Source organism: Bizionia myxarmorum, assembly GCF_008086205.1.
Classification (GTDB): domain Bacteria; phylum Bacteroidota; class Bacteroidia; order Flavobacteriales; family Flavobacteriaceae; genus Algorimicrobium; species Algorimicrobium myxarmorum.
Window position 1 is genome coordinate 77,267 of record NZ_VSKK01000002.1, and the last position, 19,201, is coordinate 96,467.

Annotated in this window: 25 protein-coding genes and 1 tRNA gene; 3 read left to right on the forward strand and 23 right to left on the reverse strand. The window is 33.0% G+C overall.

The window, feature by feature from the left end; translation table 11 throughout:
• The first annotated feature begins 88 nt into the window (after nucleotides 1–88).
• Complete coding sequence (locus ES674_RS09395; protein ID WP_148403745.1) at nucleotides 89–358, forward strand: hypothetical protein; 270 nt, start codon at nucleotides 89–91, stop codon at nucleotides 356–358.
• Between the two features lie 59 nt (nucleotides 359–417).
• Nucleotides 418–491 (forward strand) — tRNA-Thr (locus ES674_RS09400).
• Between the two features lie 285 nt (nucleotides 492–776).
• Here the strand turns inward: ES674_RS09400 and ES674_RS09405 are convergent.
• The 11 genes from ES674_RS09405 to ES674_RS09450 all read right to left on the reverse strand — a co-directional run bounded on the left by ES674_RS09405 (nucleotide 777) and on the right by ES674_RS09450 (nucleotide 8,219).
• Complete coding sequence (locus ES674_RS09405; protein ID WP_148403746.1) at nucleotides 777–1,418, reverse strand: porin family protein; 642 nt, start codon at nucleotides 1,416–1,418, stop codon at nucleotides 777–779.
• Nucleotides 1,419–1,433: 15 nt separating this feature from the next.
• Entirely contained in the window at nucleotides 1,434–2,003 is a 570-nt protein-coding gene (locus ES674_RS09410) for a hypothetical protein (RefSeq protein ID WP_148403747.1), read from the reverse strand.
• A 70-nt stretch (nucleotides 2,004–2,073) separates the two neighbouring features.
• Entirely contained in the window at nucleotides 2,074–2,769 is a 696-nt protein-coding gene (locus ES674_RS09415; RefSeq protein WP_148403748.1) for a DUF4369 domain-containing protein, read from the reverse strand.
• 51 nt (nucleotides 2,770–2,820) lie between these two features.
• Nucleotides 2,821–4,128, reverse strand: a complete 1,308-nt coding sequence (locus tag ES674_RS09420) for a DUF819 family protein (protein ID WP_148403749.1) — start codon at nucleotides 4,126–4,128, stop codon at nucleotides 2,821–2,823.
• Nucleotides 4,129–4,184: 56 nt separating this feature from the next.
• Nucleotides 4,185–4,370 carry an Arc family DNA-binding protein gene (locus tag ES674_RS09425; protein WP_148403750.1) on the reverse strand — a complete coding sequence of 62 codons (186 nt, stop codon included), beginning with the start codon at nucleotides 4,368–4,370 and terminating at the stop codon, nucleotides 4,185–4,187.
• A 257-nt stretch (nucleotides 4,371–4,627) separates the two neighbouring features.
• A complete protein-coding gene (locus ES674_RS09430) occupies nucleotides 4,628–4,786 on the reverse strand; it encodes a DUF4177 domain-containing protein (RefSeq protein ID WP_148403751.1) in 159 nt (52 codons plus the stop codon).
• Nucleotides 4,773–4,937, reverse strand: a complete 165-nt coding sequence (locus tag ES674_RS15395) for a hypothetical protein (RefSeq protein ID WP_170233991.1) — start codon at nucleotides 4,935–4,937, stop codon at nucleotides 4,773–4,775. Before ES674_RS15395 ends, ES674_RS09430 begins: the two co-directional genes overlap by 14 nt.
• A gap of 83 nt (nucleotides 4,938–5,020) precedes the next feature.
• Nucleotides 5,021–5,233, reverse strand: coding sequence for a hypothetical protein (locus ES674_RS09435; RefSeq protein WP_148403752.1), 213 nt, complete (start codon nucleotides 5,231–5,233; stop codon nucleotides 5,021–5,023).
• A 4-nt stretch (nucleotides 5,234–5,237) separates the two neighbouring features.
• A complete protein-coding gene (locus ES674_RS09440; RefSeq protein ID WP_148403753.1) occupies nucleotides 5,238–6,098 on the reverse strand; it encodes an SPFH domain-containing protein in 861 nt (286 codons plus the stop codon).
• Nucleotides 6,099–6,338: 240 nt separating this feature from the next.
• Entirely contained in the window at nucleotides 6,339–7,265 is a 927-nt protein-coding gene (locus ES674_RS09445) for an alpha/beta hydrolase (protein WP_148403754.1), read from the reverse strand.
• 354 nt (nucleotides 7,266–7,619) lie between these two features.
• Nucleotides 7,620–8,219: an alpha-ketoglutarate-dependent dioxygenase AlkB family protein gene (locus ES674_RS09450; RefSeq protein WP_148403755.1), complete on the reverse strand. Its 600-nt coding sequence runs from the start codon at nucleotides 8,217–8,219 to the stop codon at nucleotides 7,620–7,622.
• 32 nt (nucleotides 8,220–8,251) lie between these two features.
• On the opposite strand from ES674_RS09450, the gene ES674_RS09455 reads away from it, so the two are divergent.
• Nucleotides 8,252–8,926 carry a M15 family metallopeptidase gene (locus ES674_RS09455; protein ID WP_148403756.1) on the forward strand — a complete coding sequence of 225 codons (675 nt, stop codon included), beginning with the start codon at nucleotides 8,252–8,254 and terminating at the stop codon, nucleotides 8,924–8,926.
• A 14-nt stretch (nucleotides 8,927–8,940) separates the two neighbouring features.
• Here the strand turns inward: ES674_RS09455 and ES674_RS09460 are convergent, their stop codons facing one another.
• From ES674_RS09460 to ES674_RS09515, 12 genes are all read right to left on the reverse strand, one after another.
• Nucleotides 8,941–9,294: a DoxX family protein gene (locus ES674_RS09460; RefSeq protein ID WP_148403757.1), complete on the reverse strand. Its 354-nt coding sequence runs from the start codon at nucleotides 9,292–9,294 to the stop codon at nucleotides 8,941–8,943.
• Nucleotides 9,287–10,261, reverse strand: a complete 975-nt coding sequence (locus tag ES674_RS09465) for a carboxypeptidase-like regulatory domain-containing protein (RefSeq protein WP_148403758.1) — start codon at nucleotides 10,259–10,261, stop codon at nucleotides 9,287–9,289. The genes ES674_RS09460 and ES674_RS09465 overlap by 8 nt, the downstream gene beginning before the upstream one ends.
• A gap of 88 nt (nucleotides 10,262–10,349) precedes the next feature.
• Nucleotides 10,350–11,591 carry a DEAD/DEAH box helicase gene (locus ES674_RS09470; RefSeq protein ID WP_148403759.1) on the reverse strand — a complete coding sequence of 414 codons (1,242 nt, stop codon included), beginning with the start codon at nucleotides 11,589–11,591 and terminating at the stop codon, nucleotides 10,350–10,352.
• Nucleotides 11,592–11,790: 199 nt separating this feature from the next.
• Nucleotides 11,791–12,591, reverse strand: coding sequence for a type 1 glutamine amidotransferase domain-containing protein (locus tag ES674_RS09475; protein ID WP_148403760.1), 801 nt, complete (start codon nucleotides 12,589–12,591; stop codon nucleotides 11,791–11,793).
• 76 nt (nucleotides 12,592–12,667) lie between these two features.
• Entirely contained in the window at nucleotides 12,668–13,252 is a 585-nt protein-coding gene (locus tag ES674_RS09480; protein WP_148403761.1) for a Crp/Fnr family transcriptional regulator, read from the reverse strand.
• A gap of 23 nt (nucleotides 13,253–13,275) precedes the next feature.
• On the reverse strand, nucleotides 13,276–13,914 hold the full coding sequence (locus tag ES674_RS09485; protein WP_148403762.1) for a SanA/YdcF family protein: 639 nt from the start codon (nucleotides 13,912–13,914) through the stop codon (nucleotides 13,276–13,278).
• A gap of 164 nt (nucleotides 13,915–14,078) precedes the next feature.
• Complete coding sequence (locus tag ES674_RS09490) at nucleotides 14,079–14,399, reverse strand: phosphoribosylpyrophosphate synthetase (RefSeq protein ID WP_148403763.1); 321 nt, start codon at nucleotides 14,397–14,399, stop codon at nucleotides 14,079–14,081.
• 199 nt (nucleotides 14,400–14,598) lie between these two features.
• Complete coding sequence (locus ES674_RS09495) at nucleotides 14,599–15,471, reverse strand: DUF6929 family protein (RefSeq protein ID WP_148403764.1); 873 nt, start codon at nucleotides 15,469–15,471, stop codon at nucleotides 14,599–14,601.
• Between the two features lie 423 nt (nucleotides 15,472–15,894).
• Nucleotides 15,895–16,425 (reverse strand): lipocalin family protein, encoded by a 531-nt coding sequence (locus ES674_RS09500; protein ID WP_148403765.1) that lies wholly within the window; start codon nucleotides 16,423–16,425, stop codon nucleotides 15,895–15,897.
• A 152-nt stretch (nucleotides 16,426–16,577) separates the two neighbouring features.
• Nucleotides 16,578–17,342, reverse strand: a complete 765-nt coding sequence (locus ES674_RS09505) for a CDP-alcohol phosphatidyltransferase family protein (RefSeq protein WP_148403766.1) — start codon at nucleotides 17,340–17,342, stop codon at nucleotides 16,578–16,580.
• 127 nt (nucleotides 17,343–17,469) lie between these two features.
• Complete coding sequence (locus ES674_RS09510) at nucleotides 17,470–17,769, reverse strand: immunity 53 family protein (RefSeq protein WP_148403767.1); 300 nt, start codon at nucleotides 17,767–17,769, stop codon at nucleotides 17,470–17,472.
• 153 nt (nucleotides 17,770–17,922) lie between these two features.
• Complete coding sequence (locus ES674_RS09515; protein WP_148403768.1) at nucleotides 17,923–18,651, reverse strand: hypothetical protein; 729 nt, start codon at nucleotides 18,649–18,651, stop codon at nucleotides 17,923–17,925.
• Nucleotides 18,652–19,201: the final 550 nt, after the last annotated feature.

Here is a 19,201-nt window from a genome sequence, read left to right on the forward strand (position 1 = left end):
AAATGTTTCTTTCTATTTATTGAAAGAATCTAAATGTCGGGAATACAATTAAATTACTTACTTTTGTAAAAATTTTAAAATTGACATTATGGCAAATAAGAGAGACCTAAAGAAAGACATTAATTATGTATTAGGTGATATTATTGAAGCAGTTTATGTTTGGGAGTATACAAACACAAGCAAGGATACTAAAAAGAGTGAAGCAATTATTGACGAGGCAATTACAACGTTTGATGGCCTTATTGCTAAAGTAAACGATAGAAGTGTGGAAGACAAAAAAGCACACTTTAAAGCAATTAACACCGAACTTGAAGAAAAAGGTCGTGCGTTAGTTGAAAAAATTAATAAACTAGGATAAAAAAATAACAAATTATAGTTGCATATATGATTTTCACGGTTATATTTGCAGCTTGTTTTGCCGATGTAGCTCAGCTGGCTAGAGCAGCTGATTTGTAATCAGCAGGTCGTGGGTTCGAGTCCCTCTATCGGCTCTTAAGTTTAAACTCCAATACTAGAAATAGGTTGGAGTTTTTTATTTTTATAAGATTTTTTTGGGAGGAGAAGCCTGTCTTGAGCGCAGCCGAAAGGAGTCCCTCTATCGGCTCTTATATTTAGATTCCAATACTAGAAATAGTTTGGATTTTTTATACTTATAAAAAGTTCAATTCAACATTCTTTATTTAGACTTCAAAGGTTTTTAACCTGTGAGGTCTATTGTAAAATAGAATCACTGTTGAAAGTCGATGATTTAATATATTTAAAATAGTTGCTTGGAATTATATTCCCAAATTCCATCCAATCATTAATTTAATCATATTTGATTTTAAAGCATCATTATAGTATTCAGAATCACCTCGAGTATCTATCAAACCTAAATCATCTCGGATTTCAATAGTTAACTCATGTTTATTGGTGAGCGAAATATTTGTTCCAAGACCAAATGAAACACCTGTGTCAATTTTATTGCTTTCAAGTGCTGGTCTGTTGCCATATTGTAAATATTCAGAATCTGTTTTATCACTTAAAACAAAGTTTATAAATGGACCAGCATTTACGAAAAAATTAGAATTCCAGAATTCGTATTTAAGTAAAACAGGAATATTTAAAAGTGCAATTTCGCGATTAAAATCCTGTTTGCCGCTTTCTATTCCGCCATAATAGCTAAAAAACGTTATTCTGTATTCTTGAATTTTTTTTTCATAATTAATATTTGTCTTTAGTGAAAACTTTTCATTTAAATAATAATCAAATGAAGCGCCTATTAGGAAGCCGGCTTTAAAGTTGTGGTATTTAGCATTCTCATAACCTCGAACATCAGGATAATTAATACCAGCATGTAAGCCAATTTTAAAATTTGATTGCGCTTGACTTGTAAAAGAGCCAATTATAATAAAAAGGAGTAGTAATTTTTTTTTCATAAAATATGAGTTTAATTAAATAGGAAATGAAAAACCAAGTGCTGCTGCTGCTGCATATTGGTCAATGGTTGGATGGTAATAAAAGGTGATTTCAATTTCAAAATTATGGTTTCTACCAATTGCTAATCCATAAGTGACTGGAATATGCATGATAAAACCGTCTTTTTCTATGTTTGTGAGAGTAGTTATCGTTTTAAAAGAGCCAAGAGAAACACCAATACCTGTTTCCAAATAGGGAGCTACCCAAGGAATTGGTATGGCAAGGCGTATTTTTCCGCCAAGTAAGAAAGCGTTTGTAGAAACTTTGTAGTCGTATTGCTCTAATGTCACATCGTTATTGGTAGAAGAAGCTAACATTAATCCTGCATAAGGTCTTATACCAAACCATCTGGTAATACCAAAAACATATTCTCCTTGTGTGTAAAATCCGACACTGGAAACATCAACTTCATCAAATGGAATACTAACACCTAAACCTATGGAAGCCTTAAAATGATGCCCTTTATTAGGTTGTGCTTTTGCTAGATGAGAAGTGAAAATCATAATAAATAAAACACTAAATAAAAAGAATGATTTGGGGATCATAAGTTTTAAAACAGTTAAAGGTGTCTAATAATTTATTAATATGGGTATTAATCTAAAGATGCGAAAGAACTTAATTCCCCTTCCTGTCTTTAATAAAAGCATCCAATTCCTTACCATATTTAGAAGCCTTTATTTCTGGTGTTAATGAATTATTGATAGTATCCAACCATTTCGTTTGGGCATCATAAATTTCTGTTAAGGCAACGTATGGAGCAACATCACTATCTTTATTTTGAATAGCGAAATTTACCGTGTATAAATATTTACTTTTTAAAAGACTTTCATAAGCCTTGGTATTGGCAGCAAGAAGCGATGAGTCTTTTATCATTTTAGCATCTAATTCTGCTTTAATCAACTCTAAATTTTTATCGTTATAACGATCCATCATTTTCAAGTATTGTTCAAAAACAACTTGCTGCTTAGAGCCTTTAATTTCTGGATTTAGCGAAAATTCTTTTAAAGTGGTATTAATTACAGTCACACCTTTATCAGCAAAAAATGGAATTTTGCCATATGCATCCGAATTATTTTTATTTAAATGAAGAAAGAAAACTTCAGGAGATTCTAAAATAGCGTGAAGTTCAAAATTAGAATCGCCATTTATAATTAAAGAATCCACAGAAATTAAAACAGAATCTTGGATTTTTTGTAAGTATAACGTGCCTTTTTTTAAATCTTTAATTGTGCCTTTAACTGTTAAGTCATGTTGCTCTTTACCGCATGAAAAAAGGAGTAAAAGACTTAATAATAGAAATGATTTCTTCATTGTTTTTCTTGAATTTTAGGGCGTAAATATCTTATAATTATTGGTTAAATACTAACCGACTGCGGCTAATCGCATTAATATTGTACAGCCAATGGCAGCAATAGTTCCAATAGCATATCCAAATACCGCTAGAAGCACGCCAACCGTTGCTAATGATGGGTGAAAAGCTGCTGCAACAATAGGAGCAGAGGCTGCACCACCAACGTTAGCTTGACTTCCTACCGCCAAAAAGAAGTAAGGTGCTCTAATAATTTTGGCCACTATTATAAGTAAAACAGCATGAATGGTCATCCAAACTAATCCGACAGCAATTAGTCCTGGGTTATCAAAAATGGCAGCCAAATCTATTTTCATTCCAATTGAAGCGACTAAAATGTATATAAATACCGAACCATATTTACTGGCGCCGGCACCTTCGTAGTTTTTTGCTTTAGTAAATGATAGTAGAATAGCAATTAATGTCGCAATGCTAATCATCCAGAAGAATTGAGAATCCAGAAATGTAAAAGTATTTCTTAAGGTTGGCGATTCAATACCGCTCACTACATCACTAAAAAATGGCGCTAAAATATTGGCGCCAATATGCGAAACGCTGACGGTTCCGAACGCAATGGCTATGATAATCATAATATCTGTGAGCGATGGATTGCGTTTAACGCTTTGTTCAAATGAAGATACTTTCTCTTTTAATGCTTCAATAGCGGAATTATCTGCACGTAACCATTTATCAATGGCTTTAGAACGGCCAATTCCTATTAAAATAATAGCCATCCAAATATTGGCAACCACAATATCCACAAATACCATTTTCCCGTATTCAGACTGATTATATCCATAAATTTCCAACATGGCCGTTTGGTTAGCGCCACCGCCAATCCAACTGCCTGCTAATGTTGAAAGTCCGCGCCAAACAGCGTCCGGACCAAAACCACCAACAGTTTCTGGCGATACTATGGAAATAAGAATAATAGCAATAGGTCCACCAATTACAATTCCTAATGTACCCGTTAAGAACATCACCAAGGCTTTCCACCCCAAATTAAAAACGGCTTTTAAATCGATACTTAAGGTCATTAAAACCAAGGCTGCAGGAAGTAAATATCTACTCGCCATAAAATATAAACTGGTACTTTCTTTGGTTATTTCGCCAGCTTCGTTTACGGTTTCCCATTCAGGAGCAATAAGTCCAGCTGTTGTTAAAACGGCTGGTAACATATAAGCCATAAATAAACCAGGAACTATTTTATAGAATTTAGGCCAGAAACCTGTTTTTAAGGATTCCGTATAAAAAATGAATCCGAGAGTAAGCATGAGTAATCCAAAGACAATCGTGTCACTGGTAAAAATAGGTTCTTGCATGGTTGGTTATTTTGAGCGTGCAAAATACCAAAATAAACGGTTTAAAAAAAGCGACTCTAGGAGTCGCTTTCAGATGTTGAATTCTTTTTAGATTTTGGTAAACGGTTATGGTCTTTAAGGTATTGCATTAGCATCCACTCAATTTGGCCATTAGTGCTCCGGAACTCATCTGAAGCCCATTTTTCAACGGCTTTGAGCATCTCTTCATTCATTCGTAATGCAAAGGCTTTTTTCTTGGACATGCTACTGTTTTATATAGGTTTCAAGGGTATTAATTAATATTTCAGATAATGGGAAATCTGTTTTTTTATAAGATATTTGATTATCTTCATCTTTATCCTCATTTAAAATTAGAATCGGGATTTAAACCTTTTTTATTTCTTCGGAAGGATTAAAAATCACATTTTTCAGCATAATTTCTTCAGAAGTATTAGTTATTAGCGCCAGAATAAACTGTCCAGAACAAATAAAAAGAAGTAAAAGACTAATTTTTTCTACACTATCTGTTTTTATCGCGCTCTAATATAATACTGGTATACTGCTCATTTGTGTGCTTTAAGGTCCAACCTTCACGTCCATATTGGTTTAATAATTCTTCAAAATTTTGTAACCGATTTCTAAAACCGAGTTTAGGTTGTATAACTTTATATTCCTTCATAGGTGATTGGTATTTGTGTGTTTTTCTTTTGTAATTCAGCAATAAATGGTTCTAATTGATTTTCTAACGTTCTAAATTCTAAAATAACTTTTCTTTTATTTTGAAGTTTAAATTTCAGCGTGGTTTCTTCAGAATCTTTAGTAACAGTCATGGAAGCTATATTAATAATGGCTATGTGGCGTTTCCAACTTGTTAAAAACCATTCATTAATAAACCAAACTAGGCAAATAACAATCAACAGAACAAATAGTCTAAACCAATTAATTTACTCGTTTTTTCAGTGTTTAAATAGTCGTTATAATATCCTATGGCTTTAAAAATGGCTAAAAGAAGAATGACGATGGGTGCAACTTTCCTCTTAATACAGTGTAGTGTGCTGTATTTCAAAATCACTTCAGAGTTTGAAATTTGCGCACCGTATTTAGTGAGTTGATAATCTGTAACCATAAAATTACATGTTCAGAGTTCCAGCATTCACAATTGGTGAAGCATCTTTATCGCCGCATAAAACGACCATTAAATTACTTACCATGGCAGCTTTACGTTCGTCATCTAATTCTACAATGTTTTTTTTGCTCAATTCATTTAGCGCCATATCAACCATACTTACGGCACCTTCAACAATTTTATGTCTAGCAGCAACAATGGCGGTCGCTTGCTGACGTTTTAGCATAGCACTTGCAATTTCTTGAGCATAAGCCAAATAGCCAATTCTAGCTTCCAAAACTTCAATTCCAGCAATGGATAAACGTTCGTCGATTTCTTTTTCTAAAGCTTCACTAACTTCATTTAAACTAGATCGTAACGTAATATCTTCATCTAAACCTTCATCGGCAAAATTGTCATACGGGTACATGCTAGCTAATTTTCTAACAGCAGCATCGGTTTGCACGCGTACAAAATTTTCATAATTATCAACATCAAAAGCCGCCTTGTAAGTGTCTTTTACGCGCCATACTAAAATGGTACTAATCATGACAGGGTTTCCCAGTTTGTCATTCACTTTAAGTCGTTCACTGTCAAAGTTGCTAGCTCGTAAAGAAATCTTGTTTTTGGTGTAAAAAGGGTTGGTCCAATAAAAGCCATTCTCTTTAATGGTACCTACATATTTTCCGAATAATAAAAGGATGCGAGATCCGTTTGGTTGCACCATAATAAAGCCAGGAGCAATAATTAGAGCAATTACAATTAATGCTGAATAACCAGGGCTTTCCGTGATGATGGCTAATGCAATACTACCGATAAATATTATTAAGAATACAAACAGCATGAGATAGCCGTTTGCTGGTACAATAATTTTTTCTTCTTTCATGTTTGGTGATTTAGTATGATATTAATTTGATATCATAAAGATATACATTAATTATTTACCATGCAAATCATTTTTGGCACGAATATTGAATTAGAAATAATGTTATTGTAACTTAACTTTAGTTAGTGTGTGGTTACTCTAATTAAAAACAATAACATTTCATATTTTTGGTTGGTTAGTAAGAAAAGCACTCTTTTTAGAGTGCTTTTTTTTTATGAAATATTGAAACTAATTAATACTTTATTTTATGAATTTTACAAGTGCATCCATAAGTTCTGGAGGCAGAGTTCTAAAAGACTCATTATAAGATTTAGAGTTTTCAAGATCTCCACCCTCAATGATGAATAAAACATGATTCATATTAGTGATATTTACTAAAACACTATTTGGTAACGCTTTTTGAAGTTGTTCTGCCTCTTCAGTAGAAACTTGCAAGTCGTTAGTACCATTTATAATTAGAACGGGAATGGTTAAGGTTGAAATAGCCGCTGTCGGATTATACTGCATCCAGCTACCCATAAAATCTTGAGTGTCTAAACTAAAAATATTAGATAAGGCTTGTGGGAAATCTATGGTGGTTTTACCGGATTTTAAAACATCAAAAACCCGCTGCGCATCAGGCGCCAAACCAGGAGCAGTTTGTTCTATTTGTTCCAAAATAACCTGATCAATACTTTTGGCAGAACCTGCTAAAGATATAAATCCAGATACTTTCTCATTTGCTGCTAACATGCCTACCAAACTTCCTTGACCATGACCTATAATATAAATAGCTTTATAAGTTGCTTGTTTTTCAAAGTAGTTAACCACATCATTGGCATCTTTAATGAAATCGTTAAAACTCATTCGGGCATTAACGCGTCCTTTTTTTATTTGCTTCACTATGCGCTTATCATACCTGAAAGAACTAATTCCATTATCGGCTAAACCATGAGCTAATTTTTTAAGATTATTATTTTTTTGGAAATTCTGATTTCCATTTCTATCTATTGGGCCATAATCGCCAATAATTATAGCTAGAATGTTTTTATTCGATTCATTTGGTTCTAATAAAGAGCCATCCACGAATGGTGAAACTTCAATTTCTTTTTCTAAAGTTTTAGGCTGCTCTTGCGCCAAAGTGGGAAATGCTAAACATAAACACAAAATGGTATAATACAACTTCATAGAAAATCGATTTTAATTAAGGTATTCTTACAACGTAAAGTTACGACTTTAAGGTATATATATGTGTGAATTTTTAGTCGTCCCGATAATTTTAAAGTATGTTTTTAATCGGCTAAAGAGGTTGTTTGGTCGATAAATGTTAAAATATAACGTATTTCAACGAAAATAAAAGCGTTTAGTCGTTCGTAATGAATTTTAAATTTACATTTGGATTGTACTAAAAGACATACTTTTTAGTTCAATGGATTAATTAATTAATATTTGCATTATGTCGTTGATACTGGTGATCCAAATTCTAAAAACATAATATAAAGCAAATAAGACGAAACCGAGGTTGAGGGACCTCGGTTTTTTTTATGCAATTTTTCGAAATGTCAAATTAATTCGTTCACCTATATCTTTTTTAGTTTTTGGAATTTGATGAAGCCAATAGCGTTGCATTTCCCCACCCATAATTAATAAACTTCCCGATCCTAAAAGTATTTTATGGCTTTCTGCTTTTAAGCTGCGATGTTTAAAATGAAAATACCGCGGAGCACCTAAACTTAAAGTCGCAATGATAGGATTTTTTCCTAATTCCTTTTCATTATCAGCATGCCAGCCATTACTATCACTTCCAGATCTGTATCTGTTTAATAAAACGGTACTAAATTCCGTTTTTGCTACTTTTTCAATAGCATTTTTTATATCTTCCAATTCCTTTGTAAAAATTTTTGGTTGCATGGTAATATTGGAGTAGGAGTAACTTTTTTCATTATTAGCATATAAAGAAGTTAGTCGCGGCTGTAAATGTGTTTTGCCAAATAATGTAATATCATCTTGCTGCCAATTTATGCTTTCTTTTAAAATTTCAAATAAGTTATTGGCTTCATGAAGATTATAGAAATTGGGGAAATAGGTCAATTCCGCTTGGGGCAATTGAAATTCAGTTTTACCTGTTGAAAATAAGTCCATCCATTATTTTTCTCTAAATTAGTAGATTGATTATGAAAAACAAAATACTTTTATTTTTATTGGCTGTAGTCAGTTTGGCCTTTACCCAAAAACAAATCTTACCAAACGGATTTGTATACGTTAAAACAGTAGCTCCAAATATTGATGTGGAATTACGGTATTATTCTACTCATAATTTTGTTGGAGATACCATTATAGGTTATAAAGCTAATACGCTAATCGTGACAAAGCCAACTGCAGAAGCCTTGAAAAAAGTTCAAGATGAACTAGCTGATCAAAACCTATGTCTGCGTGTTTATGATGCTTACAGACCGCAACGCGCCGTTAATCATTTTATAACTTGGGCTAAAGATTTGGATGATAAACGCATGAAAGACGAATTTTATCCAGAAGTAGAAAAGCGCCATTTATTTAGAGACGGTTATATTGCCTCGCGTTCAGGACACAGTCGCGGGAGCACAGTAGATTTAACGATTATTGATGCCAATACTATGGAACCTCTAGATATGGGAAGTCCGTTTGACTTTTTTGGCGAAGCGTCTTGGATTGCGCATCAAGATTTAACGGAATTACAAAAGAAAAATCGGCAGTTACTGCAATCCATTATGCAAAAACACGGATTCAGAAACTATCCAAAAGAATGGTGGCATTTTACCTTACGTGGCGAACCTTTTCCAAATACTTTTTTTGATTTTGTAGTCCAATAGATTTTTCCGAAATATTACAAATACATATATGCCCAATACATCAATCCAAATTGAAGAGGAATGCGGAATACCAAAAGCCATTTAGGAAATCCTGCCGATGCTTTTTGGCTTGATAACATATGGAAATGTACTAATAAGAACACGGCTAGCATGGCCATAACTCCATAAACTGCGAAGTCTCTTGTCTGCGGAAAACAAAGTGCAATTCCGAATCCTATTTCTGCTAAACCACTTACATATACCAAAGCTTTATGGTTTGGCAAATAACGCGGCATGATGCGCATATACATTTTAGGTTTTATAAAGTGAATAATTCCAGCCAACACATACATACCAGCCATTAGGTATAAATGCCACGGATTATTCATTTTTATAAATTTTATAGGTAAAGCCAATTCCGTAATTATTCAAATCTTTTTTTAGCAAACCAGATTCAATATTACCTTGCTTAAATTGCACCCAATTATTGCCATTTATAAAAACGCGTTTTATATAGGTATTATGCGTTTTTAGGTCATCTGTAAAAGGTAATAAAGGTCTAAAACTTGTTGGAATTCTGACGGTGCCTTCAGGTCCTTTTAATTCTTTGTATTTCTTATTAGCAAGTAGTTTTCCAACTTTATCGGTATAACCTAATACCTGAATAGAAACAAAAAAACCGTTTTCTGGAATGCTAATATTATAATCCTTAACATGTAAATTATAAACATCGCCTCCTTTTTCAGTAGCTTGAAAAACGATGTTTTCATAAGTCAATGGTTTACCCGGAATCCCATTGTCATTTCTATAAAATTTCACTTTAAATAAAGTTGAAAACGGCTTTTTTTCTGCGTTTTTTCGGTTGCGTTTTTCCCAGTCTTTAGATTCTAATGTAATAGGGAAATGAATGGTACTTAATTTTGTTAAGCCAGGTTCTGGATCATTGAAGAATACAGCAATTTCAGATTCTATAGTTGGTAACCAACAGGAATAATAGTCGTCATCTAAATAAGGTTTTAAAGTTTCTTCTTTAAATTTCCTGCCTTCAGCTATTAAAATAACTTCATCTAATTGGCTAACTTCTTCATCTAGAAGAATAATTTTCCCCAAACCAATAGTAGCAATCGTTTTATTTTGATACCCTAATGCGGATACAAAAAGCGTATCAATTCCTGGGTATATTTTTTCCGAAAAAATAAAAAGACCTTCATCATCTGCAAATAAACCTTGACCATCGCCAAATGAAACCGTAGCGTAAGAAATAGGTGTTTTAGATTTACTATCCTGAATGCTTATTTGAGCTACTCCTAAATGTGTAAAATAAAAGAAAATCAGAAGAATTAAAGGTTTGTGCATCTGTATTTTAAAATATTAAGAATTAAAGATACAAGGTATAAAATTGCAGCCTAAACTAAAAGTATGGCTTTTGCTTTCAATGCTATCATTAATACCAACGTTTCTTTTTCTTTTTTGAAGCCTCACTTTTTCTACCTTTTTTGTGTTTACTTGTTGCCTGGGTAGATTTATGCGTAGTAGCCTTTTCTTTTGGATCCAAAGGATAGGGATGAAGTTCGTCTACTGGAATTTCTATTTGAAGAAGTTGCTGAATAGAGGTCACGTAATTTTTTTCATCGGCTCCACAAAAGGAGTAAGCCATTCCAGAACTTCCTGCACGACCTGTGCGACCAATACGGTGAATATAGGTTTCGGGAACATTCGGTAAATCAAAATTTATAACCGCATCCAACTCATTTATATCAATTCCACGAGCCGCTACATCGGTTGCAATTAAAATATTTACCAAACCATTTTTGAATTTTTTAAGCGCTTCTTGTCTATCAGTTTGCGTTTTATCACCATGAATGGTTTCAACATCATAACCGTTTTTCTTCAAGGTTTCTTCCAATTTATCAACGCCAAATTTAGTACGTCTGAAAATTAAAATACTCCCTTTTATATTGTTGCGTAACAAATGCAAGCACAATTCCATTTTGCTGCGTTTTGGCACATAGTATAAAATTTGTCCAATGCTTTTAGCCGCGAAGGGCGAGGTAGTAATTTCAATTCTAATAGGCGATTTTAAGATGGTATTCGCCAATTGTTCTACTTTAAAAGGCATGGTAGCCGAGAATAGCAAAATCTGCTTTCCGTCTGGGCATAAATTAGAAATATGTTTAACATCGTCAATGAAACCCATATCTAACATTAAATCCGCTTCATCTAAAACTAGAATTTCCACTTCTTCTAGATTAACAATACCTTGCTTTTCCAAATCTATTAAACGACCTGGCGTTGCAATTAAAATATCTACACCTTTAGTCAACACATCTACTTGTGGTTTCTCTGAAATTCCACCAAAAATAACCGTTGTGCGTAAATTGGTATGTCTTGCGTAGGCTTTAAAGTTATTTCCAATTTGCAACGCTAATTCACGAGTTGGACTTACTATTAAAGCTTTTATCATTTTTCCACCGCGAGGAGCTTCTGGATTTTCAGATAATAATTGTAAGATTGGAAGCGCAAAAGCTGCCGTTTTTCCAGTTCCTGTTTGTGCAGATGTAATGACGTCTTTTTTGGCTAGAACTTGCGGAATGGTTTTCAGTTGCACCTCTGTTGGTTTCGTGTAACCTTGTTCTTCAATAGCTTTTAAAAGCGGATCAATTAATTGTAAGTCTTTAAATGACATGTTTGGTGTATTTGCTACAAAGATACAGGAAAAGTTTGTTTTGATAGGTGTATTCTTAAGTAAGCCCTTGGTATATGTTGAGAGCAGTGTTTGATTTTAATAAAAACTTATATTTTTAATAAAGTATAAACATAAAAAAAGCGGCTTGAAACTAGTTTCAAGCCGCTGCTATTAAAATACCTTTTTGGTAAATACAATCTTACTTAATTTTCTCTAATAATATTTCGGCAACCAATTCTGACGATGCTGGATTTTGACCTGTAATAAGTAAACCATCTTCAATAGCATACGGATTCCAATCGGCTTTGCTAGAATAGATACCGCCATTTTCTTTCAACATATCTTCAACTAAAAAAGGAACTATTTTTGTTAATTGCACCGCTTCTTCTTCAGAGTTTGAAAACCCAGTCACTTTTTTCCCTTTAACTAGAGGAGAGCCATCGCTGTTTTTAGTGTGTTTAAAAATAGCTGGCGCATGGCAAACTGCCGCTACCGTTTTGTTGTTTTTATAAAAAGCTTCAATTAAAGCTATAGAGTATTTATCTTCCGCTAAATCCCATAATGGTCCGTGTCCGCCTGGATAAAATACCGCATCGTAATCGGCTTGGTCTATTGTGCTTAATTGCTTCGTGTTTGCTAACAAATCTTGTGTTTCTGTATCTTTATAATATCGAGTGGTTGGTGGCGTTTGTGCATCTGGCGTTGTGCTTTTAGGGTCAATTGGCGGTTGTCCACCTTTTGGTGAAGCTAAAGTAATATGAACGCCTTTATCTTTTAATAAGTAATATGGTGCAGCAAATTCTTCTACCCAAAAACCAGTTTTTTCACCTGTGTTTCCTAAATCTTCGTGACTTGTTAATACAAATAATACATTTTTCATTTTCGTGTTTTTTATGGAGTTAATATTCGTGCCTTGGCCTACAGAATTCTGTTCTTTGCTTTTATTGGCGCAAGAAGAAAATAAAATTAAACTAAAAACGAATACGATTGATCTAATCATTTAAAAATCAGTTTGTTTGTTGAATACAAAGTTACAATGATATAATAGATTAAAAATTGATGTAGGGTAAGAAAATTTAATTCTGAGAGATTTCTTTTCTAATTCTACTTAAACTTTCTGTAGTAATTCCAAGATAAGAAGCAATGTGATAATTTTTTACAATTTGCTCAATATTTGGATAAGTCTTGATGAAAGATACATATCGCTCGGCTGCCGATTGTGATAAATTGGATAAAATCCGCTTTTGAAAACTAGCAAATGCACCTTCCATTTTCTTTCTAAAAAAAGTTTCAAGTTGGGGTATTTGAGTGAATAATTCTTCCATATCCATTTTTGAAATTTTATAGAGCGTGGCATCTTGAATACATTCAATATAAAGTATGGATTTTGATGCACTGAAGAATGCTGTATAATCGCTAATCCACCAATCGTTTATGGCGAATTGTAAGGTGTGTTCTTTTCCGGAAGGGTCAATGAAAAATGTCCTTAAACAACCATCAAACGTGTAGTATTGATAATTTACGCTTTCATGAGCACTTAATAAAACGGCACCTTTTTTTAATTGAACTTTTTGAAATTTGGCTGCAACCATTTGGCGTTCTTCCGAAGTAAAAATAACCGTTTTAAAAATTTCTGAAAGTATATCGCTATCTATCTGCATGTTATTTTTAGAATTGTATTGCCTTATTCAATTCGGATTTTCTTTCCCGAAAACTTCGGCTTTGTTCCTAATAGGATATCAATAAGCGCTTTTGTTCGCGCAAAATATTCACGTGTTTTAACTTTCATACCTGCTTTCCCGGTTAAATCGCGCGCATTAAAGCCAATAACTTTCATACCATAATGTTCGGCCAAATAAATAGCTCTTTCATTATGAAACTTTTGCGAAATGACTGTAAAGCTGCTCAACCCGAAAATTTCTTTAGCTCTAACCATGGAGTCTAAAGTTCTGAAACCTGCATGATCTAGAAAGATTTGTTCTTCGGGAATACCACTTTTTAAAAGTTCATTTTTAAAATCTTTGGGTTCATCATAATATTTCGTGCCATTGTCTCCACTTACTAAAACGAAATCTATTTTCTTGTTTTGTAAAAGTGTCACGGTAGCATCAATACGGTATTGCCAATAGGGATTTATACGTCCATCTTTGAGTCTTTTGGAAGTACCTAAAACAATACCTACTTTGTTTTTTGATATTTTAGAAACTTGCGAAAAGGTTTTGTTTCTGGCATTATTTTCAATGGTAAAGTTAGCTGTCAGAATCAGAATTATTGGCAAAAAAAGAATGAGTAGAAATATAATAAGCAGTCGTTTCTTTTTCATGAGGGCGTTCTAGGATTCCAACATTTTTTTGATAAAGGTTCTTTATTCTAATAATAATTGGAAGCTGTTTTAAAACTTCGAATTACAAAGGATATTAATTTAGAGATATTTTATAATCGGTTAAACTTTAAGGTTATTGAAGCTGTTAAAACCGATTTGCAATTTTATCGCGGATGTGTATTTAATTTCTTTACAATGGCTGAAGATGCGTTTTCGGCATAAATACCATAAGCGTTTACGACAATACCTTTCATTTTAAATTTTTCAGAAGAAATAGCATAAACAATCATTTCATCTCCAGGATCGCTATCGCCTTCAAATCTATAAAAATCATCTATTTCAAAATCGTCTGCAGATAATTCCGTCGATGTTTGATGGCAAACTAAACATTCTTGGTCTGTTAATATAGAGAAATCAGTAGTGTAGCCCAACTTTTTTAAGTCGGACATGGCTTCCGTTACCGTATCGTAGCTTTTGTGTTTCATAATTAGAAATTTTGCTCCTAATAAAGAGAATAAAGACAATTAGGAACTTTAAAGTTAGTGAATATATGCGGAATCGAGCCAAACCTTAACAGTTTGCTAAAGCTAATTTTGGCAAAAAAACTTCATTTTACATCTTAATTATAAAATGAAGCGACGCTTTTTTAATTTGAATTCGGATGTAGAAACCAGTTGCGTGACCTTACCACAACAACATACTTTCTATTAGGGTTGAATTACCCAAATCGTCATCTGATATAAGCAGCACTTTTGTTTTTCCAAGGGATATTTCTTCTTCAATGGTAACAGATTCTACTTTTAACTTTTCTGCTGTATTTGGAATGGCACAATAGCTATATACTGATTCAACTTTATGATTCTTGATATTTATCATACCTATAAAACTTCCCAAAATTTCGCCGTCATCATAAGCGTTGTTAGTATCTTCAACGGAAGCTGTGAAAATAATTTTAGACTGGTTTTTTAAAGTTGTGGCTCCTGAAAATCCAGCTTCTATACCTTTTATTTTAGGTAAGGAAAATTCAGTGATGTCGTGCACAGGAAAATCCGTTTCACCTTTAAAATACGCTAATAAATTTAAATAGTTAAACGTTAAAATAAGATTCTTTTTTCGATTAAAAAGGAAAAGTTGCTCATCTTGAAAAGCTACCACCTCAATATTTAATTCGGAATCTTGAAACAGCGGTAAGGTTTTCAAATGGTTATAGAAATCAGTAATCTGATACCTTTCAATTTGGATATCTTCTTCTAATAAAATGCGAATAAAAGCATCTCTTTCTGGCGATTTGGAACCAGAGCCGAACGCAACCATTTCATTTTTGCTAATAAGTTCCAAGGACTCGAAGTCTGGCTTTTCAGATTTAATAATTCGCTCATTTAAATGTGGAGCAGTATCTATCAACAGCGTTTTTGAAATAAGGCTGAAGTTGGTGTCCAAAGTAAATAAGTATGGTGAATCGTCTCCAATAACGTAATATAGGTTATCACGTTTTACGAGGCCTGAACCACTTGGGACGTTTTTAAGTTTGGTAGTGTTTAAAATAGAGATTTCCATCTTTTTTCAATTGTAAAATCTCAAGTTAAATTTAAAACGTGTTTTTTTTCGAAAAAGTAAAGCTGCCTGATTTCTTTAAAAATAGGCTTTAAAAAAATTTTACAAACAGCTTTACCGATATATTATGTGGAATGATAGGACTACTATTTAGATTTTTTCAATCTCTTTTCCTCTTTCTTTTCTTTAGGAGTTTTAGCAGCTTCTTTTTTCACATTCTTCTTTGCATCTTTACTTTTAGCCATGATATTTTGTTTTAAATGTTAGTGTATAAATTTTGTGCCTTGTGCAACTGCTACAAGATATACCAAATCTAACAAATTTAAATTACATGTCATAGAGTGATGAACCACTTAATATTTACACATAAAAAATTCCACTTCTGTAAAAATGTGGAATTAGTTTTATTTGCATATTTCTTAATTATCAATCATGTTCAATCCATAATAAGTCGGATGTGGTGTATCCAATTTCTTCAGCTTTTTGTAAATAGTCTTTTTTTATTGCTTCTGGAATGCTTTTTTCTCTGGAGAGAATCCATAAATATTTGAGACTCGAGCCTGCAACCAAAGCATATTTATAATCGGCATCTATGGCTATAATATTATAACCAGCATAAAAAGGACCAAAAAAGGACACTTTGAGTTTGGCTATATTTTCATCTTCTACAAATTTAGCTTTACCAATGGCTTGACTCCATTTTTCCTTTTTGGTATTATAGCCTTGGTTATCCACTTTTATGGTACCGTTTGAGTTTAAAGAATAGTTGGCTGTGGTGTTATTTAAGTTTTTTTCGAAATAGAAATCCATTCTCGCCATTTCATACCATTTACCAAGATATTTTTCTTTCTCAAAAGGTTTAACCGCTGTGGCACCTTTGGGAATGGTGGAACAGGAATAAAAACCAAATATCATAATTACAATTAGTGCGCATGTTATAAGTTTTATTGGTTTCATATTTTAATTTATTTTTTAGATACTAATTGCTTCTCTTTAATAGCTTTTAAACGTACTAATTAAATATTGGCTTGATGTAAATCTAATAAAGTTCTTTTTCACAAAAAAAACCACGACGGTAAATAAGTGGTGTAAATTTTATAAAATTATATTTAATAAAATACCTTTCGAATAGCTATAAAAACAAAAACCATAATGGTGTAAACGAGAAAGAAGGGTAGGATATAGGCTTTTAAACCCATGACCAGCATCACGGCAATAATTAACAATTGAAAACCTAAACCAAAGGTAGAAACGCAAGTCATTAACCATTTTGGTAATACGTCACCTTGATTGGCATTACTGTCTAGCTTGTAAATAACCTTATCGAACGCACCGTATAAAAATGTATATAAGCCGAAAAGAATATTAACATGTTTTTGTTTTTCACCATCTAAAGCCACGGGTGTTCCGGTTTCAAAAACACGACTTGTGGTATCGCCATCAAATTTATTTCTTAAAATAACATAATAATAATTATAAAGTGTGCCTTGCAACTGCAAACCTAAAAAGGCTAAAAAGCATACTAGAAGGGCTGTATCTGTTATAAAATATATTGAAATAAAAAATAAGGCATTCAGAATAATGTCTGCCACAGAATCTAAATAGCGGCCTGTGTAAGACGGTGTTTGCTTTATGCGCGCCAATTCACCATCAGCAGCATCTAGAATTGATTTGAAAATTAAAAAGAAAACAGCCAGCCAATAATAACCTTGAATAATACAATAGATGGCTAATAGCCCAGAAATTATAAAACCAATGGTAACATGAATAGGCGTGAAATTGGTGTGCTTTAAAGCGTTTGCAATAAATCTGGCAACGGGTCTTCCGTAGTCTGAAAGATCTAAAAACTTGTGCTCTTTGGGTAATTTGGACATGCTATGTCTGGAGAAAAATACTGTAATGTGGAATATACCAAATTATAAAAGTGCAAAGATACAACTAAATTCTAGCTTGAAATTTGGTTTTATTCAGGAAATGTTTTGAATTAAAGTTTGTTCAACTCTATTCATTCTCTATTTTCTCAATCATATTTTTAAATAATTCTAGTAAAAAGATGAGTTTGCCAGCATCACCAGCAGCATTGAATTTTTGATTTTCAATTTTTACGCCGTACCAATCGTGTTTTCCTATTTCATTAAGAATCCATTCAATCTCCATATTGGCAATGGAGGTTTTTGAAATGTCAATCTCCACATCCCATCCTGGATTGTCCAAAGTCGTTATTTGAATGCCTTCACCATGTTCCCAGTCGCCATCACAATTATCTATGAACCAATTTTGTATCCAGTCTAAAATTTCCATTTAATTTTATTTTTTATAATAAGTAGGTTAATTGCTATTAGTGCTAATGCAAATAAGAATGGGCAAAAGTACAGAACTATATCTGTTATTTTAAAAGTAGTTTTATAAAAATGTGGACACGCTTTGCTTTATATAAAGTACTATAGACTGTTTTTATTTTTTATAGGTTCCGCTGAAATAACAATTCATGCCATCTGCGTTGCAGTTATCTTCTATCACATCAATTTCGCCATTTCGGAATTCAAAATTTAAACTTTCACAACCAGAACCCGTATATATTGCAGATCCGTAAGCATCTATTTCAGCAACACCCATTAATTTCCCCGTGCAACCACTTTCATTACCAATAGTAATATCAAAATCCATTTCTTGGTTTCCTAAATATTTTAGTATCAGTTTTCCAGTTGCCATGCCGTCTTCATTGTAAGGCCCGTTATAGCTGCCATTATAATTAGCATATTTTGTATCAAGCATTGATTGCTTGGCAGCTTCAAAAGTTTCTGAAGTTGTATTTAAGGTGAAATTTTTAGCAGAATCACCATTAGGTTTACTCCAAGTTCCGCTCATTTCATTTTGGTTTATAAGTTTAGCTTTCCAAAGTCCTGTTTGAGTTCCGTTGTTATCCAATTCATTCAGGATTATGGTGCTGTCTTTGGAAATTGTTCCTTTAACATCCATATTTTTACCCAAGTTGTTATAAAAATAGGTTCCGGTAAGTATGCCATTATCAGCCTTTAATTTAAGAAGTAACGGATTTTCACCATCCATTTTCCCAGTGAATGTGTTTGTGAAATTTGAAGTTGTTATATCTTTTTCCGTTTTGCCTTTACAAGAGATTACTAATAACGTAAGGAAGGCCAATGTGTATGTTTTAAAGTTCATTGTATTAAATTTTATATTATTAAAAAGCGTTTTGTGCATGCGAAGTTGGGGTTTACGTTCACTTGAAATACTGTAAATAAAGATACAGTATCTCTTTTACTAAAAACTATGGTTATTGTTTTTTAAAATTGATGACAAAGATGCACTTTCTATTAGTAGCAACTTCAATCTTTTTTAGAGACTATGTTATAATGGGCTATTACTTTTTAAATTAAAAGGAATAATGTTGGGAGATTTGTTAATGAAGTTAGGAGATTTGTTAATGAAGTTGCGAGATTTGTAATTGATGTTAGGAGAATTGTAAATGTTTACGGGAGATTTGTTAATGCCGGAGGGAGAGCTGCAAATGTCCAGAGGAGAACTGTAAATGTCCATGGGAGAACTGTAAATATCTACGGAAGAACTGTAAATGTCTACAGGAGAACTGTAAATGTCCATGGGAGAATTATAAATGTCCATGGGAGAATTATAATTGTCCCACGGAGATTTATAAATGCCGGAGCGTGAACTGCAAATTCTACAATTAAAAATAAATTATTTACATATAATA

Excerpts from the sequence above, each read along its gene's own strand:
- ES674_RS09420 (WP_148403749.1), bottom strand. The coding sequence starts at position 4,128 with ATGCAAGAACCTATTTTTACCAGTGACACGATTGTCTTTGGATTACTC.
- ES674_RS09490 (WP_148403763.1), bottom strand. The coding sequence starts at position 14,399 with ATGAAACACAAAAGCTACGATACGGTAACGGAAGCCATGTCCGACTTA.
- ES674_RS09435 (WP_148403752.1), bottom strand. The coding sequence starts at position 5,233 with ATGGTTACAGATTATCAACTCACTAAATACGGTGCGCAAATTTCAAAC.
- ES674_RS09440 (WP_148403753.1), bottom strand. The coding sequence starts at position 6,098 with ATGAAAGAAGAAAAAATTATTGTACCAGCAAACGGCTATCTCATGCTG.
- ES674_RS09510 (WP_148403767.1), bottom strand. The coding sequence starts at position 17,769 with ATGGAAATTTTAGACTGGATACAAAATTGGTTCATAGATAATTGTGAT.
- ES674_RS09500 (WP_148403765.1), bottom strand. The coding sequence starts at position 16,425 with ATGAAACCAATAAAACTTATAACATGCGCACTAATTGTAATTATGATA.
- ES674_RS09465 (WP_148403758.1), bottom strand. The coding sequence starts at position 10,261 with ATGCACAAACCTTTAATTCTTCTGATTTTCTTTTATTTTACACATTTA.
- ES674_RS09450 (WP_148403755.1), bottom strand. The coding sequence starts at position 8,219 with ATGGACTTATTTTCAACAGGTAAAACTGAATTTCAATTGCCCCAAGCG.
- ES674_RS09515 (WP_148403768.1), bottom strand. The coding sequence starts at position 18,651 with ATGAACTTTAAAACATACACATTGGCCTTCCTTACGTTATTAGTAATC.
- ES674_RS09485 (WP_148403762.1), bottom strand. The coding sequence starts at position 13,914 with ATGAAAAAGAAACGACTGCTTATTATATTTCTACTCATTCTTTTTTTG.
- ES674_RS15395 (WP_170233991.1), bottom strand. The coding sequence starts at position 4,937 with ATGACTGTTACTAAAGATTCTGAAGAAACCACGCTGAAATTTAAACTT.
- ES674_RS09425 (WP_148403750.1), bottom strand. The coding sequence starts at position 4,370 with ATGTCCAAGAAAAAAGCCTTTGCATTACGAATGAATGAAGAGATGCTC.
- ES674_RS09460 (WP_148403757.1), bottom strand. The coding sequence starts at position 9,294 with ATGAATAATCCGTGGCATTTATACCTAATGGCTGGTATGTATGTGTTG.
- ES674_RS09405 (WP_148403746.1), bottom strand. The coding sequence starts at position 1,418 with ATGAAAAAAAAATTACTACTCCTTTTTATTATAATTGGCTCTTTTACA.
- ES674_RS09480 (WP_148403761.1), bottom strand. The coding sequence starts at position 13,252 with ATGCAGATAGATAGCGATATACTTTCAGAAATTTTTAAAACGGTTATT.
- ES674_RS09395 (WP_148403745.1), top strand. The coding sequence starts at position 89 with ATGGCAAATAAGAGAGACCTAAAGAAAGACATTAATTATGTATTAGGT.
- ES674_RS09455 (WP_148403756.1), top strand. The coding sequence starts at position 8,252 with ATGAAAAACAAAATACTTTTATTTTTATTGGCTGTAGTCAGTTTGGCC.
- ES674_RS09410 (WP_148403747.1), bottom strand. The coding sequence starts at position 2,003 with ATGATCCCCAAATCATTCTTTTTATTTAGTGTTTTATTTATTATGATT.
- ES674_RS09495 (WP_148403764.1), bottom strand. The coding sequence starts at position 15,471 with ATGGAAATCTCTATTTTAAACACTACCAAACTTAAAAACGTCCCAAGT.
- ES674_RS09430 (WP_148403751.1), bottom strand. The coding sequence starts at position 4,786 with ATGAAGGAATATAAAGTTATACAACCTAAACTCGGTTTTAGAAATCGG.
- ES674_RS09475 (WP_148403760.1), bottom strand. The coding sequence starts at position 12,591 with ATGATTAGATCAATCGTATTCGTTTTTAGTTTAATTTTATTTTCTTCT.
- ES674_RS09470 (WP_148403759.1), bottom strand. The coding sequence starts at position 11,591 with ATGTCATTTAAAGACTTACAATTAATTGATCCGCTTTTAAAAGCTATT.
- ES674_RS09505 (WP_148403766.1), bottom strand. The coding sequence starts at position 17,342 with ATGTCCAAATTACCCAAAGAGCACAAGTTTTTAGATCTTTCAGACTAC.
- ES674_RS09445 (WP_148403754.1), bottom strand. The coding sequence starts at position 7,265 with ATGAAGTTGTATTATACCATTTTGTGTTTATGTTTAGCATTTCCCACT.
- ES674_RS09415 (WP_148403748.1), bottom strand. The coding sequence starts at position 2,769 with ATGAAGAAATCATTTCTATTATTAAGTCTTTTACTCCTTTTTTCATGC.